Origin of the sequence: Bradyrhizobium sp. 23, from assembly GCF_023073295.1 — a bacterium.
GTDB lineage: Bacteria > Pseudomonadota > Alphaproteobacteria > Rhizobiales > Xanthobacteraceae > Bradyrhizobium > Bradyrhizobium canariense_D.
In genome coordinates this window covers 329,666-343,241 of sequence record NZ_JADPJF010000151.1, presented here as the reverse complement: position 1 = coordinate 343,241, position 13,576 = coordinate 329,666, and the positions used below count along the sequence as shown (strand labels likewise).

The 13,576-nt window shown below is 65.6% G+C and carries 9 protein-coding genes and 2 pseudogenes; 1 reads left to right on the top strand and 10 read right to left on the bottom strand.

Translation table 11 applies throughout. From position 1 onward, the window contains the following. Positions 1 to 385, top strand: a pseudogene (locus IVB32_RS38655) (FUSC family protein); the annotation flags it as partial. Position 386: 1 nt separating this feature from the next. On the opposite strand, the gene IVB32_RS38650 reads toward IVB32_RS38655, so the two are convergent. From IVB32_RS38650 to dnaN, 10 genes and pseudogenes are all read right to left on the bottom strand, one after another. Then, a complete protein-coding gene (locus tag IVB32_RS38650) occupies positions 387 to 1,037 on the bottom strand; it encodes a 2-hydroxychromene-2-carboxylate isomerase (RefSeq protein ID WP_018455830.1) in 651 nt (216 codons plus the stop codon). Then, the gene (locus IVB32_RS38645; protein ID WP_018455831.1) at positions 1,034 to 1,522 is read right to left on the bottom strand and encodes a DUF2867 domain-containing protein; all 489 of its coding nucleotides are present in this window, start codon (positions 1,520 to 1,522) and stop codon (positions 1,034 to 1,036) included. The genes IVB32_RS38650 and IVB32_RS38645 overlap by 4 nt, the downstream gene beginning before the upstream one ends. Then, positions 1,519 to 2,913: an MATE family efflux transporter gene (locus IVB32_RS38640; RefSeq protein WP_247370534.1), complete on the bottom strand. Its 1,395-nt coding sequence runs from the start codon at positions 2,911 to 2,913 to the stop codon at positions 1,519 to 1,521. The genes IVB32_RS38645 and IVB32_RS38640 overlap by 4 nt, the downstream gene beginning before the upstream one ends. Positions 2,914 to 3,174: 261 nt before the next feature. Further along, positions 3,175 to 4,470, bottom strand: a complete 1,296-nt coding sequence (gene murA, locus IVB32_RS38635) for a UDP-N-acetylglucosamine 1-carboxyvinyltransferase (RefSeq protein WP_247295895.1) — start codon at positions 4,468 to 4,470, stop codon at positions 3,175 to 3,177. Positions 4,471 to 4,695: 225 nt separating this feature from the next. Further along, positions 4,696 to 7,131, bottom strand: coding sequence for a DNA topoisomerase (ATP-hydrolyzing) subunit B (gyrB, locus tag IVB32_RS38630; protein WP_018455834.1), 2,436 nt, complete (start codon positions 7,129 to 7,131; stop codon positions 4,696 to 4,698). 279 nt (positions 7,132 to 7,410) lie between these two features. Beyond that, entirely contained in the window at positions 7,411 to 9,579 is a 2,169-nt protein-coding gene (locus IVB32_RS38625; RefSeq protein ID WP_018455835.1) for a hypothetical protein, read from the bottom strand. A 124-nt stretch (positions 9,580 to 9,703) separates the two neighbouring features. Further along, positions 9,704 to 10,447 (bottom strand): hypothetical protein, encoded by a 744-nt coding sequence (locus tag IVB32_RS38620; protein ID WP_026233034.1) that lies wholly within the window; start codon positions 10,445 to 10,447, stop codon positions 9,704 to 9,706. Between the two features lie 120 nt (positions 10,448 to 10,567). Then, positions 10,568 to 11,704 (bottom strand): DNA replication/repair protein RecF, encoded by a 1,137-nt coding sequence (gene recF, locus IVB32_RS38615; RefSeq protein WP_018455838.1) that lies wholly within the window; start codon positions 11,702 to 11,704, stop codon positions 10,568 to 10,570. 89 nt (positions 11,705 to 11,793) lie between these two features. Continuing rightward, positions 11,794 to 12,158, bottom strand: a pseudogene (locus IVB32_RS38610) (DUF559 domain-containing protein). A 210-nt stretch (positions 12,159 to 12,368) separates the two neighbouring features. Beyond that, positions 12,369 to 13,487: a DNA polymerase III subunit beta gene (gene dnaN, locus IVB32_RS38605; RefSeq protein ID WP_007598262.1), complete on the bottom strand. Its 1,119-nt coding sequence runs from the start codon at positions 13,485 to 13,487 to the stop codon at positions 12,369 to 12,371. Positions 13,488 to 13,576: the final 89 nt, after the last annotated feature.

Below are 13,576 nucleotides of genomic sequence, written 5' to 3'. Positions count from 1 at the left end.
ACGGCTGCGCCACGACGTCGTGATGATCGGCCGCTCGACCGTGGTGCCGTTGCCGGCCGAGGTGCAGATGCGGCTCGCCGCGCCGCTGGCGGAGGTCAGTGCGGCGATCGTGCGCTTTCTGCGCTCGGCGGCCGAAGCGTTGCGGGCTGGTGCCGGCGCGCCGCCGATTCATCCCGTGCACGTCGCGCTCCAGCATTACGCCGAGGCGGTTGCCGCCGTTCGCCAGGACGGCCTGATCCGCGGCCAGCCGAGCGACACCGCCGAGCGCTTCTTCGCGATCGGCTTCTCGCTGGAGCAGATGCACCAGAATCTCTGCGATCTCGATCGCGTCGTCGGCGAGTGGTCGGAAGCCTCGTCGGACAAGTCAGCGCGCTTGGCCGAGTGAGCTAGCGCCGCATCAGGTCCTTGCCCTGCATGCGCCAGACCAGCAAATCGATGCGGTCCTGGCCGAAGAACGGCTCGTTGTCGAACACGAAGGTCGGCACGCCCCAATGGCCGGAGGCGGCGTGGTCCTTCTCGTTCTCCGTGATCACCTGCTCGTAGCGATCAGGGTCCGCGGTGATTGCGGCATCCATCGCGGCGAGATCGAAGCCGGCCTTTTCGGCGCCGCGCCCGAGATGATCGCCTTCGTTCCAGCCCGACACCGAGCCGTCCCACAGCACGCGGGCGATTGCATCGGTGAATGCGAGCGAGCGTCCCTCGAGCTGCGCCATGGCACCAAGCCGGGTCAGACGGTGGATGTAGGGCTGCTCCGCCGCGACCTCGAACGTCACCTTGTGCTGCACGATCGGATCGGGCCTGGGAAAGCGGAACGGAATGCCTTCGTGCTGCGCCACGCGCGTGCTGTCGAGCACCACATAGCGAATGAAGTTCGGGCTGGCCTTCTTGAAAAACCCGGGCACACGGACTGCGAGCGGATAGACCGGCCGCAAATTCACCGTCAGATCGTAGGTTTCGACCAGGTTGAGCGTTTTCGGCAACGCCAGACAGCTGAACGGGCTGCGAAAGGAGTAGAAGAGGTCGACGGAGAGCGTCATCGGGCCGGCTCCACGAGCCGCCCCATCATGCTGCGGGCGACGAGCTTGTGGAAGGGCGTGATGAACGCGAGATAGGCGCGGCCCAGCCGATTGTTGGTCCGCACCAGCGTGGTCAGGGTGACGTGGCGCAGCACCGCTTCGCCGGCGACATCGACCACGATGCGGAAGTCGAGATGATAATCATTGAAGCCGGCGACCAGCTGCTCCGGCGTTTCGCTCAGCACCGGAAACAAGCCGATCGGGCCGCCCGGCGCTGGTGCGCCTTCACCCGATGTCTTCAATCCAAAGGGCCTCACGAGGATGTTGCGCAGGCGTGTCAGTGCACCGATCCAGCGCGGTCCGTGCAACACCATCCTGGTGCAGGCCTCGCGGGCATTCACCGGTGCTGTGCCGATCTCCACGCGAAAGGCGTCGATGAATTGCGCACCGGCCAGCAGCGTGCCGGCGTCGACATCGGGGATGACTTCGCGGACGGTCCCGTTCATCCCGCCAGTTTGCGCGTCAGCATCCGGAAGCGCAAGATCAGAAGTCCGGCATAGACGAACGATCCGATCGACAGTCCGATCCAGACACTGACCGCGCCGAAATCAGCGTGAAAAGCGAGCAACCAGGCGATGGGAAAGCCCACGCACCAGTAGCCGATCGCGGCGAATACCAACGTCATTCTGGTGTCATTGATGCCGCGCAGTGCGCCGCCCATGATGGTCTGGATGGCATCGGCGATGAAGAAGGTCGCGCCGACCAGCAGCAGCGTTGCAGTCAGCTCGACGGTCGCCATGCTCGCCTCGCCGCTGCCGAAGAACAGCCGTCCGAGCTCATAGCGGCCGAGAATGATTGCGACGCTGAGGGCCGAGACGAACGCGATCCCGATCACGGCTGCCACGAGACCTGCGCGCCTCACCGCAGCCGGGTCGCCCCGGCCGAAGGCGTGGCCGACCCGCACCGTGGCTGCCATGCCGATGCCGAGCGGGACCATGAACAGCACGGCGGTGACCTGGAGCGCGATCTGATGCGCCGCGAGCGCCGTGGTCGAGATCAACCCCATCAGCAGCGCCGCCGAAGAGAACAGGCCATATTCCAGCAGCAGTGAGAACGAGATCGGGGCGCCGATCGCGATGAGCTTGTGCATCAGGGGCCAGTCGATCAGCCAGAGATGGGCAAGCGGACGATAATCCGCGAACGGCTTGCGCAGCCCCGCAATGGCGAGCGTGGCGACGAACGTGCCGAGATTGACGATGGTGGTCGCAAGCCCTGCGCCGAACAGACCGAGCTCCGGCAGGCCGAACAGGCCGTGGATCAGGGCGTAGACCAGCGCGGCATTGACGGGGATCGCCGCGAGCGTGATCCATAGCGGGGCCTGCGGCCGGTTCACCGCGCTCATCATGCTGCGCAGCGCGATGAAGCCGAGTGCCGGCGCGATGCCCCAGGCCAGCCCATTCAGATAGCGCTGGGCGAGCGCGGCCGAGTGCGGCGCCTGACCGAGTGCGACCAGGATGTGCTCGCCATAGAGCGGGGAGGCCATCATCGGCAGCGAGATCAGCAAGGCGACCCACAAGCCGACGCGCAGAGAGCGGCGGATGCGCCTGACATCGCTGGCGCCGAAGGCTTGCGCGACCAGCGGCGACACCGCCGTCATCAATCCGAGCCCGAAGGTGAAGCTGACGAAATAGACCGTGTGCGCCAGCGCTGCTGCTGCGACCGCGCTCTCGCCGAGCCGCCCGATCAGCGCGAGATCGGTCGTGATCATCGCGATCTGCCCGAGCTGCGTCAGCATCATCGGCACGGCCAGCCGCAGCGTCGCGACGAATTCGTCGGCGAGAGGATTTGGCGGCACGCCGGCTTGCGGCTGCGAACGAGGCTGGACGGTGTCGAGCATGGCCGGGTCAATAGCACAGCCGGGCGACGAAAACATGGCTTGGTCTTCTCCCTCTCCCCTTGCGGGAGAGGGTGGCTCGCCGCAGCAGCGGCGAGACGGGTGAGGGGGATCTCTCCGCGTACGGCCCTCAAGCAGCAGGACTCGCTGAAGCAACCCCTCATCCGGCGCTATAGCCGATGCGAAGCTTCGGCGTTCTCAAAAACGGCGGCCAAAGGCCGCCTACGCCACCTTCTCCCACAAGGGGAGAAGGGAAGAAGCGCCTCAGCCCTTCCGTTCAGGCACGCGCCTGATCTTCGCGCCGAGCGCGTTGAGGCGCTCGTCGATGCGCTCGTAGCCGCGCTCGATCTGGTCGGCGTTGTTGATCGTGGAGGTGCCCTCGGCGCAGACGGCCGCGAGCAGCATGGCCATGCCGGCGCGAATGTCGGGCGAGATCATCGATGCACCGCGCAGGCGGCTGGGGCCGGCGATGATGGCGCGATGGGGGTCACAGAGCACGATACGCGCGCCCATCGCGATCAGCTTGTCGACGAAGAACATCCGCGATTCGAACATCTTCTCGAACATCAGGATCACGCCCTCGCATTGCGTGGCGGTGACGATCGCGATCGACATCAGATCGGCCGGGAAGGCCGGCCAGGGCTGGTCTTCCAGCTTCGGCACGTGGCCGCCAAAATCGTCCTGGATCTTCAGCGTCTGGTTTGATGGCACGATGAGATCGTCGCCCTCGATGCGGCAGACGATGCCGAGCCGTTCGAATCCCATGCGGATCGAGCGCAGATGCTCGACGCCCGCGCGCACGATGCGAAGCGGCGACCGCGTCACGGCCGCGAGTCCGATCAGCGAGCCGACCTCGATATGGTCGGGCTGGATCCGGTAGGTCGCGCCGCCCAGCGTCGCCGGACCGTGCACCATCATGGTGTTGGTGCCGATGCCCTCGATCCCTGCGCCGAGCGCGACCAGGAAGTTGGCGAGGTCCTGCACATGCGGCTCGGACGCGGCGTTGCGCAAATAGGTGGTGCCTTGGGCGGCGACGGCTGCGACCAGCGCGTTCTCGGTCGCGGTCACGCTGGGCTCGTCCAGGAACACGTCGGCGCCGGTCAGTTTCGAAGCGCGGAATTCGAGCCGGTCGGTCGCGGTGACCTTGGCTCCCAACTGCTCGAGTGCGAGCACATGCGTGTCGAGCCTTCGGCGGCCGATGACGTCGCCGCCGGGCGGCGGTAGCATCACTTCGCCGCAGCGGGCGAGCAGGGGGCCGGCGAGCAGGATCGAGGCGCGGATGCGCACGCACAGATCAGGATCGAGATCGGCGGCGCGGATGCTCTTGGCGTGAATATGAAGCGTGTTGCGGGCGGTCCATTCCGCCGCCGCGCCGACCGAGCGGATCAGCTCGACCAGCGTCTCGGTGTCGCGGATCCGCGGCACGTTCTCCAGCGTCACCGGATGCTCGGTGAGCAGGGCTGCCGCGATGATCGGCAGGGCCGCATTCTTGTTGCCGGAAGGCTCGATCGAGCCCGAGAGCCGGTGACCGCCCTCGACAATGTACTGGATGGGCGCCACGGGGTCTCTCGCTGTCGTGTTGGGTGGGCGGGTTTTCGAGGCGGAAACTACCGAGAATTGAGCGCGGGAGCAATTCTGCACTTGTCGCGAGGGCGGGGGAGGTTCAGCCGTGTCTCTACGTCATGGCCGGGCTTGTCCCGGCCATCCACGCCTTTGCCAGATGCACGGAGAACCTAGATGCCCGGGACAAGTCCGGGGCATGACGACCGTCCAAGCCATCCGATCTCAGATATCGATCGTCGCGCTCAGCGAATGTTCCTGGATGAAGTCGCGGCGCGGCTCGACCACGTCGCCCATCAGCTTGGTGAAGATGTCGTCGGCCTCGTCGACCTCTTTGACCTTCACCTGGAGCAGTGATCGCGCATTGACGTCCAGCGTCGTCTGCCAGAGTTGCTCCGGATTCATCTCGCCCAGCCCTTTGTAGCGCTGCAGCGAGACGCCCTTGCGGCCGGCGTCGGTGACGGCTTCGAACAGATCGACCGGGCCGTAGACCATGTGCTCGGTGTCCTTGCGCCGCAGCTTGCCGGGGCGGGCATAAACGTCCTGGAGCTTGACGGTGTACTCGTCGAGCTTGCGGGCTTCGACCGAGCCCAGGAACGCGTCATCGATGAGGGCGACGTCCTTGACGCCGCGCACGGTGCGCTCGAACTGGAAACCATGGCCTTCGACGTATTGACCGATCCAGCCGCGCTCGACCTCGTCGGCGAGCGTGTCGAGGCGGGCGGCGATGTATTGGGCTGCCGCGGCGGCTTTCTCCGGATCGCCGTAGATCGCCTTGTTGAGCACGCCGGTGATGGCGGCCTGCTCGATCACCTTGCGATTGTAGCGGGTGTGCAGGCTGCGCAGGACGCCGCGGACGGCGCGGGCGTCATCGACCAGCGAGCGCAGGTCGCGGCCGGTGCGATCGCCGCCGGTGCCGGGAATATAGACGCAATCGTCCAGCCCGGTATCGATCAGATAATCTTCCAGCGCCCGCTCGTCCTTCAGATATTGCTCGGACTTGCCGCGGTTGACCTTATAGAGCGGCGGCTGGGCGATATAGAGATAGCCGCCGTCGATGATCTCGCGCATCTGCCGGTAGAAGAAAGTGAGCAGCAGCGTGCGGATGTGGGCGCCGTCGACGTCGGCGTCCGTCATCACGATGATCTTGTGATAGCGCAGCTTCTCGATCGAGAATTCGTCGCTGATGCCGGTGCCGAGCGCGGTGATCAGCGTGCCGATCTGCTCGCTGTGCAGCATCTTGTCGGGACGCACGCGTTCGACATTGAGGATCTTGCCGCGCAGCGGCAGCACGGCCTGGAATTCGCGGTTGCGGCCCTGCTTGGCGCTGCCGCCTGCCGAGTCACCCTCGACGATGAAGAGCTCGGATTTCGCCGGGTCCTTCTCCTGGCAGTCGGCGAGCTTGCCGGGCAGCGAAGAGACCGAGAGCGGGCTCTTGCGCGTCAGCTCGCGCGCCTTTCGCGCGGCTTCGCGGGCAGCCGCCGCCTGGATCACCTTGCCGACGATCATCTTGGCTTCGGAGGGATGCTCCTCGAACCAGGCCTGCAGCGCCTCGTTGAGCACGTTCTCGACCACGGGGCGCACTTCCGAGGACACCAGCTTGTCCTTGGTCTGCGACGAAAATTTTGGGTCCGGCACCTTCACCGACAGCACCGCAGTGAGGCCTTCGCGGCAGTCGTCGCCGGTGAGCGCGATCTTTTCCTTTTTCGCGTTGGCCTCGGCATAGCCGTTGACCTGGCGCGTCAGCGCGCCGCGGAAGCCGGCGAGATGGGTGCCGCCGTCGCGCTGCGGGATGTTGTTGGTGAAGCACAGCACGTTCTCGTGGTAGCTGTCGTTCCACCACAACGCGGCCTCGACACCGATGCCGTTGGATTCCGCGCGCACCATGATCGGCGCCGGAACGATCGCCTTCTTGTTGCGGTCGAGATATTTGACGAATTCCTCGACGCCGCCGGAATAGTGCATCTCCTCGCGCTTCTCGACGGCGTGACGCATGTCGGAGAGGGCGATGTTGACGCCGGAATTGAGGAAGGCGAGCTCGCGCAGCCGGTGCTCCAGCGTGGCGAAATCATACTCGATGTTCTTGAAGGTTTCCGTCGAAGCCTGGAACGTCACCTCAGTGCCGCGCCTGCCGGGCGCGTCGCCGACCACCTTGAGCGGCGCGACCGCATCGCCATGGGCGAATTCGATGTAGTGTTCCTTGTTGTCGCGCCAGATGCGCAAGCCGAGCTTGCTTGACAGCGCGTTGACGACGGAGACGCCGACGCCGTGCAGACCGCCGGAAACCTTGTAGGAATTCTGGTCGAACTTACCGCCGGCATGGAGCTGGGTCATGATGACCTCGGCTGCCGAAATGCCTTCGCCCTTGTGGATGTCGACGGGAATGCCGCGGCCGTCGTCGCGCACGGTGACGGAATTGTCGGCGTTGAGGATCACGTCCACGCGCGTGGCGTGGCCCGCGAGCGCCTCGTCGATCGCGTTATCCACGACCTCGTACACCATGTGATGCAGGCCCGAGCCGTCATCGGTGTCGCCGATATACATGCCGGGACGCTTGCGGACGGCGTCGAGACCCTTGAGCACGCGGATCGATTCCGCCCCGTAATCGCTCGGATTTGAGGGTTCGTTTTCGGCAGGCGTCTGCCGAGCAGGTTCTGTCATGAGAGGCCTTCGAGATGTCGCCCGAATCAGCGGCGCAAAAGGCGCTGATATGCGGGCTATTTGTGCCACGAAAGACGGATTGCGCCTAGCGCAAAGTATCCCCCGGCAAGTCTTTGATTAAATAGAATTTTTTGGCCGATTTTCAAGGCCTTCGAAGCCCGATTCGGCGGCTTGGAAAAAGCGCGATTCGGGAAGCCGTTTCGGGCCGTGGAAGGCGTGGATTTTGCGGGGACGAGGGCGTTCCGAGGCGCCTGGAACGCCCCGGAACGGCCTTGCAGCTCAATACATCTGAAGCGGCAGCACATCTCCGTTTGGCCCCACCAGGAGGCCCCAGGCATCGCCGGCGGCCACTGTGAGAATCTCGGTGCGAGTGGGGCGTCCCGGCAGACGCAGCGCGTACTGGTACTTGCCTGGCGGCAGATCGAGCATCGGGCCTTTCGGCGATTGCGGACCGCCGGCGCCGGCCGCGATCTTTACGGTCTGATTGTTGATCGTCAGCGATGCTTCTTTCGGCCCCATATTGCCGAGCATCAGCCTGGCCTGTCCGGCCTTCGGCATGATGTCGGCCTTGGCCGCGGCCTGCGGATTTCGCTGCATCAGGCTGACCGTGGTCTCGTCTCGGGCGCGGCCAAGCTTCAGCACGGCCGGCCCCTGCGGCGAGGTGAACGCGAGCTCCGCCCGCTCGGCCGTCACGATCGCGCCGTCGGCCTTCTCTTGCCAGCCCCGATTGGTCAGCTCCGCGCGATAGAAGGCGAGGACCTCGCCAAGCTCGGCGGGGATGCTGGCTTCGAGCTCGGTCCGGAACGACTGGTCGCTGCCGGGAAATTTCGTGGAGCTGATGCCGGTCGAGCTGTGCTGCGTCGGCACCGGCAGGGCCGAATCGGGATCGGGCGTGAGCGGCTCCTTCGATTTGGTCTGGACCGCCTTGGCTTGGGTCGATTTGGCCTCGACGGGCTTCGCCGCGGCGACGACCAGACCGGAGCCGTTGGCGCTAACGTTCACCTTCGGTCCCATCTGCATCACGGTCATCGAGATCGACTTGCCGCTCTTTGCGAACTCCATCACCGCCATGTTGGGCTGATTGATGACGGAGGGCTGCTCTTTCCAGCCCGCTGGCTTGAGCGATGCGCGATAGAACGCAGTGAGCGCCTTCACGCTCGAGGTCGAGGAGAACTCGAGCCTGCCCTCGTCGCTCTCGAACTTCACACCCTCGGCGTTTTCAGGCAGCGGCACCGGAATCTTGCTGTCGGCCTGCGCGTTGAGCGGCGCGTCGGACAATGCGGCCGCCTGCACCTTGCGCCTGGCTTCGTCGGCGGTGATGAGCTGCTTGGCCGCACCTAACGCATCCCCAAGGAACTTGTCGTCCGCCTCTTTCTTCGCCTTGGCACGGGCGGCAAGCGCGGAGTCCTTCACCTGCGCGGTCAGGCTGACCATGGTGAAATCATATTTGCGGCCAAGCCGCAGCACGCCGGTTTCCTCCGCCGAAGAGATCTTGATCGCGACCTCGTCACCGGGTGCGAGCTGCGCGCTGCCGTCCTCCTGCCAGCCGCGCGCGGCGAACTCGCGGTGATAGAAGGCGAGCACGGCCGGCAGCTCGGCCATCGCGGCGGCCGACATTTCGCGCTTGTTGTCGCTCGCGCCGCCGAGCCCCCTGGCCGTCTTGGTCGGGCTCGGCCGCGGCAGGCCGGCCAGATCGCTATCGGCTTTGAGCTCGCTCGGCAGCGCGAAGGGGGCGACCCGGATATCGACATTGGTGCGGCCATCGTCGCGGCGCGTCAGCGTCAGCATCACGGGCTTCTGCTGATAGAAGCCGGTCTCCTTGCTATCGGCATGCGCGTAGAACGCGCGCAGGCCGTTGGGAACGGTTTCATTCAGGCTGGTGGTCCAGCGTGCGGCGGTTTCCGGCGTGAGCTTCTGCCAGCCGATCGCAGCCATCTGGCTGCTGTAGAAATCCGACGTTGCATCGAGCGGCGTCGGCGCGATGCAGCCGAGATAGGGCCGGGTCCCGTCGAACACGATGTCACTTGCGCCTTCCGGAAATGGCACGTTCCCGTACATCCGGTCGGTGGTGTAGTAAACCACGGACTGGTCGGGCCGGCCGAGCGCCTGCGTGAAATGAACGGAAAGGCCTTGTCGTCCCTTCCTGAACTTCAGCAGGCTGCTTTTCTCCTCAAGCGGCATCACATAGGGCACCCATCCGTTGTCGCGCAGGAGCTTTTGGACCGCGGGCAGCGTCACGGCCTGCCGCATCGGTACGCGATATTCGACGCTATAGGGATCGGGGCGCGAAATGTCTTCCACCGCACCTTCGAGCTGGGGCAGCGCGTGGACGTCGACGATGCCCTCGTCGGCGCCGGCCGCGATCGAGCAGCTCGCCATCAGGAAGAGACCGCATGCAAGCAGCCGCCATCGTGCCGGGACTTGCATCCCGCGCGGGATCATCGCCATCGTTACGTCTCCAGGATGCCGCGCGGCGCTTGGGCGCGCGCGATTGCAACGGCTGCGACACCGTCGGCGGGTCTCAAACGAGAAGTCGCGGCAGGAACCGGGCAGGTTCAAAGATCCGGACGGCTCAATACAGCTGGAGCGGCGACCATGCCTCGCCGTCGCGCCCGATGGTGAGCTCCCAGGCGTCGCCGGCTGCGACGGTGAGGATATTGCTGTGGGCCGGACGGCCGGGTACGTTCAGTTCGTAGGAATATCTGCCGGGCGCCAGATCCAGCGAGACGGCGTTAGCGCCGGCCGAGCGCTTGATGATGTGCGCGTTGATCCCGAGCACGGCTTCCGTCTCGCCGATGTTGCTGAACACCAGCTTCGCCTGGCCCGGCTCGGGCATGACGTTCGCCCGGGTTGCAGTATCCGAGTTCTTCTGCACGAGATGAACCAAGGTGCTGCTGCCCTTGCGGCCGAGCTCCAGCATCGCCGGACCGAGCGGAGATGCGAACGCGAGCTGGACGTGATCGGCGGAGACGACGGCGCCATCGTGCTGCTCCTGCCAGCCGAGCTTTCCGAGCTCCCTGCGGTAGAAGGCTAGGACGTCGCCGAGTTCGGCGGGCACGGTGGCCTCGAGCTTGACCCGAAGCGGCGCTTCGACGCCCCGCATCAGGGTGGTGTGGATTCCTCGAAAGCTGTAGCGGGTCGGTGCGAGCAGCCTGGCATCGGGATCCGGCGTGAGATCGGCGGAAAACAGCGCCGCGAGATGCGGCATCCCGGCGCCGGCCCTTGCAGCGAGCATGCAGATCGCGAGCAGGACGAGGCCGCACGCAAACGCCCGCCATCGTGCCGGAGCTTGCGCCCCGGACCTTGCCGTCCGCATCTCACTCTCCAGGGGTCTCGCGCGGCATGTCATTGCGCGATTGCAAAACGGCTGCGACGCCGTCGGCGCGGCCTCCGGCAACTAGTCGCGGCAGAAATGGGGCCGGTTCAACGGCGGCGACTAGCGCCGGGCCGATACCTGTCCGCTTTCGACGTCAAAGATCTCGCCCCCGGCGCCGATCTCGGCGAAGGCGGCAGGGTCTGCGCCGGTCAACCACACCTGCGCGCCGAGCTTGCGCAGCTCGTCGAACAGCGCCGCGCGCCTGCCGGGATCCAGATGCGCGACGACCTCGTCGAGTAGCAGCAGCGGCACGATGCCGGTCATCTCGGCGACCAGGCTCGCATGCGCCAGCACCAGCCCGATCAGCAACGCCTTCTGCTCGCCGGTCGAGGCATCGCGCGCCGGCATGCTTTTCGGCGCGTAGATCACCTGCAGATCGGTGAGATGCGGACCATCCGTGGTACGGCCGGCGATGGCGTCACGCGGACGGTTGTCGCGCAGGATCTGGCGGTAGCGGTCCTCGACCGACGTCGCGGTCTCCGTCAGCAGCGCGTTCTCCATCCAGCCGTCGAGCGCGATCTGCGCCGAAGGGAAGGCGGAGGCCTGCGCGCGAGCGTTCAGCATGCCGGTCAGACGCGCCGCGGTCTGGCCGCGGGTTGCGGCGACCGCGACCGCAAGCTCCGCGGTCTCACGCTCGATCGCGTCACACCAATGGTCGTCGTAATTGCGCGTCTCGAGCAGTCGGTTGCGCGAACGCAGCGAACGTTCGAGCGCGGAGATGCGGCTGGAATGGTCGCTGTCGATGGCGAGCACCAGGCGGTCGAAGAAGCGCCGCCGCTCGGACGCCGCTCCCATGAACAGCCCGTCCATCGCCGGCGTCAGCCATACCATGCGGATGTGGTCGCCGAACGCCGCCGCCGAATTGACCGGTTCGCGGTCGATGCGGCAGCGCCGGCTGACCGGGCTATCTGCGCACGGCGGATCGATGCCGGTGCCGAGCGTGGCAAGGCCCAGCGCGCCCTCGACCTGTGCCGACACCGCCCAGGAGCCGTCGCCCTGATTGTCGGCGACGTCGTCCAGCGTCGCACGCCGCAGGCCGCGTCCCGGCGACAGGAACGAGATCGCCTCGATGCAATTGGTCTTGCCCGCTCCGTTCGGCCCGACCAGGACCACCATGTCGGCCGCCGTCTCGAGCCCCGCCGCCCGGTAATTACGAAAATGCGTCAGCGTCAGGCGATGAATGCGGGAGGGGGTCATCAGATCTTTGTCGTGGCCGCGATTCTTCCCCTCTCCCCTTGTGGGAGAGGGTGGCGCCTCACAAGGTGAGGCGACGGGTGAGGGGTATCTTACCGCTCGGCGAGCTTTGCAAGGATGTCCTCCAATACAGAAGTGGGTCGCTGGAGCACGTCGTTGTTCCAGTAGCGCGCGATGACAAAGCCTTCGGCGAGAGAGCTGCGTCACGCGCTGCATCGCGTCGTGATTCTCCGTGCTGACCGCCGTCGATCTCGATCACCAGGCGCTTCTCAAAGCAGACGAAGTCGAGAATGTAGGTGTTGAACGGGACCTGCCGGCGAAACTTGAAAGCGGAGAGTTGCCGGTGCCTGAGCAGGCGCCACATTGCCGCTTCCGCATCCGCCGGTTCGTGCCGCATATTCTTCGCGAATTGGCGAAGACGTTTGGAGACTGGCCGATGGGATGGTTCCTGCGGCACGAACCCCTCACCCGACTGAGTATGTATCCGCCCGTGGAGATGCCCTCTCCCACAAGGGGAGAGGGCGCAGCAACGTGCATTGCGCTTGTTTCGGCAGGCGAAGCTGTAGCTTCCCCCTCTCCCCTTGTGGGAGAGGGGGGCTTCGCGCAGCGAGGCCGGGTGAGGGGTTGTCTCTGCATAAAAGGTGTCGCGAGAGGAGGACCACGTCCCTCACACCCGCATCGGCATCAGCACGTAGAGCGCGCTCTTGTCGTCGCGGTCTTGCACCAGAGTCGGTGAGCCCGGGTCGGCGAGCCGGAGCGTTGCGACGTCGCCTTCGATCTGGGCGGCGATGTCGAGCAGATAGCGGGAGTTGAAGCCGATATCGAGGGCGTCGGAGGCGTATTCGACTTCGAGCTCTTCGGTCGCGCTGCCGGAATCCGGATTGGTCACCGACAGCACCAGCTTGCCCGGCGACAGCGAGAGTTTCACGGCTCGCCCGCGCTCGCTGGAAATCGTCGAGACGCGGTCGACCGCGTTCTCGAAATCCTTCTTGTCGACGACGAGCTCCTTGTCGTTGCCCTGCGGGATCACGCGGCCGTAATCGGGGAAGGTGCCGTCGATCAGCTTCGAGGTCAGCACCACATTGCCGATGGTGAAGCGGATCTTGGCCTGCGACAGCTCGATCGTGACCTCGGCCTCGTTGTCCTCGATCAGGCGCTGCACCTCGCCGACCGTCTTGCGCGGCACGATCACGCCGGGCATGCCCTCGGCACCCTTGGGCTGCACCAGGTCGAGCTGGGCGAGGCGGTGGCCGTCGGTGGCGACGCCGCGCAGGGTGGCGGCTTTGGCGGAGCCCGCGGCATGCAGGTAGATGCCGTTGAGATAATAGCGGGTCTCCTCCGTGGAGATCGCGAACTGGGTGCGATCGATCAGCCGCTTGACGTCCTTGGCGGCGAGGCTGAACGAATGCGACATGTCGCCGGCGGCGAGATCCGGGAAATCGTTTTCCGGCAGGGTCTGCAGCGTGAAGCGGGAGCGCCCGGCACGGATCGCCAGCACGGCGCGGTCGCCGTCGGCTTCGAGCACGATCTGCGAACCATCCGGCAGCTTGCGCACGATGTCGTAGAACATGTGCGCCGGCACGGTGGTCGAGCCCGCGGTCGCGGTTTCCGCCGCGAGCGTTTCCGTGACCTCGAGGTCGAGGTCGGTCGCCTTCAGCGACAATTTCGCGTTTTCGGCCCTAACAAGCACGTTGCCGAGGATCGGAATCGTGTTGCGGCGTTCGACCACGCGGTGGACGTGGCCCAGCGACTTCAGGAGTTGCGCGCGTTCGACCGTAACCTTCATTGCACTACTCGCCCGATCCCCAAGGAAACACAAATCTGGAAAAGCCGGGCGGCGGGACGCGCGCCACGGCACCGAAGACCCCGGAAAGC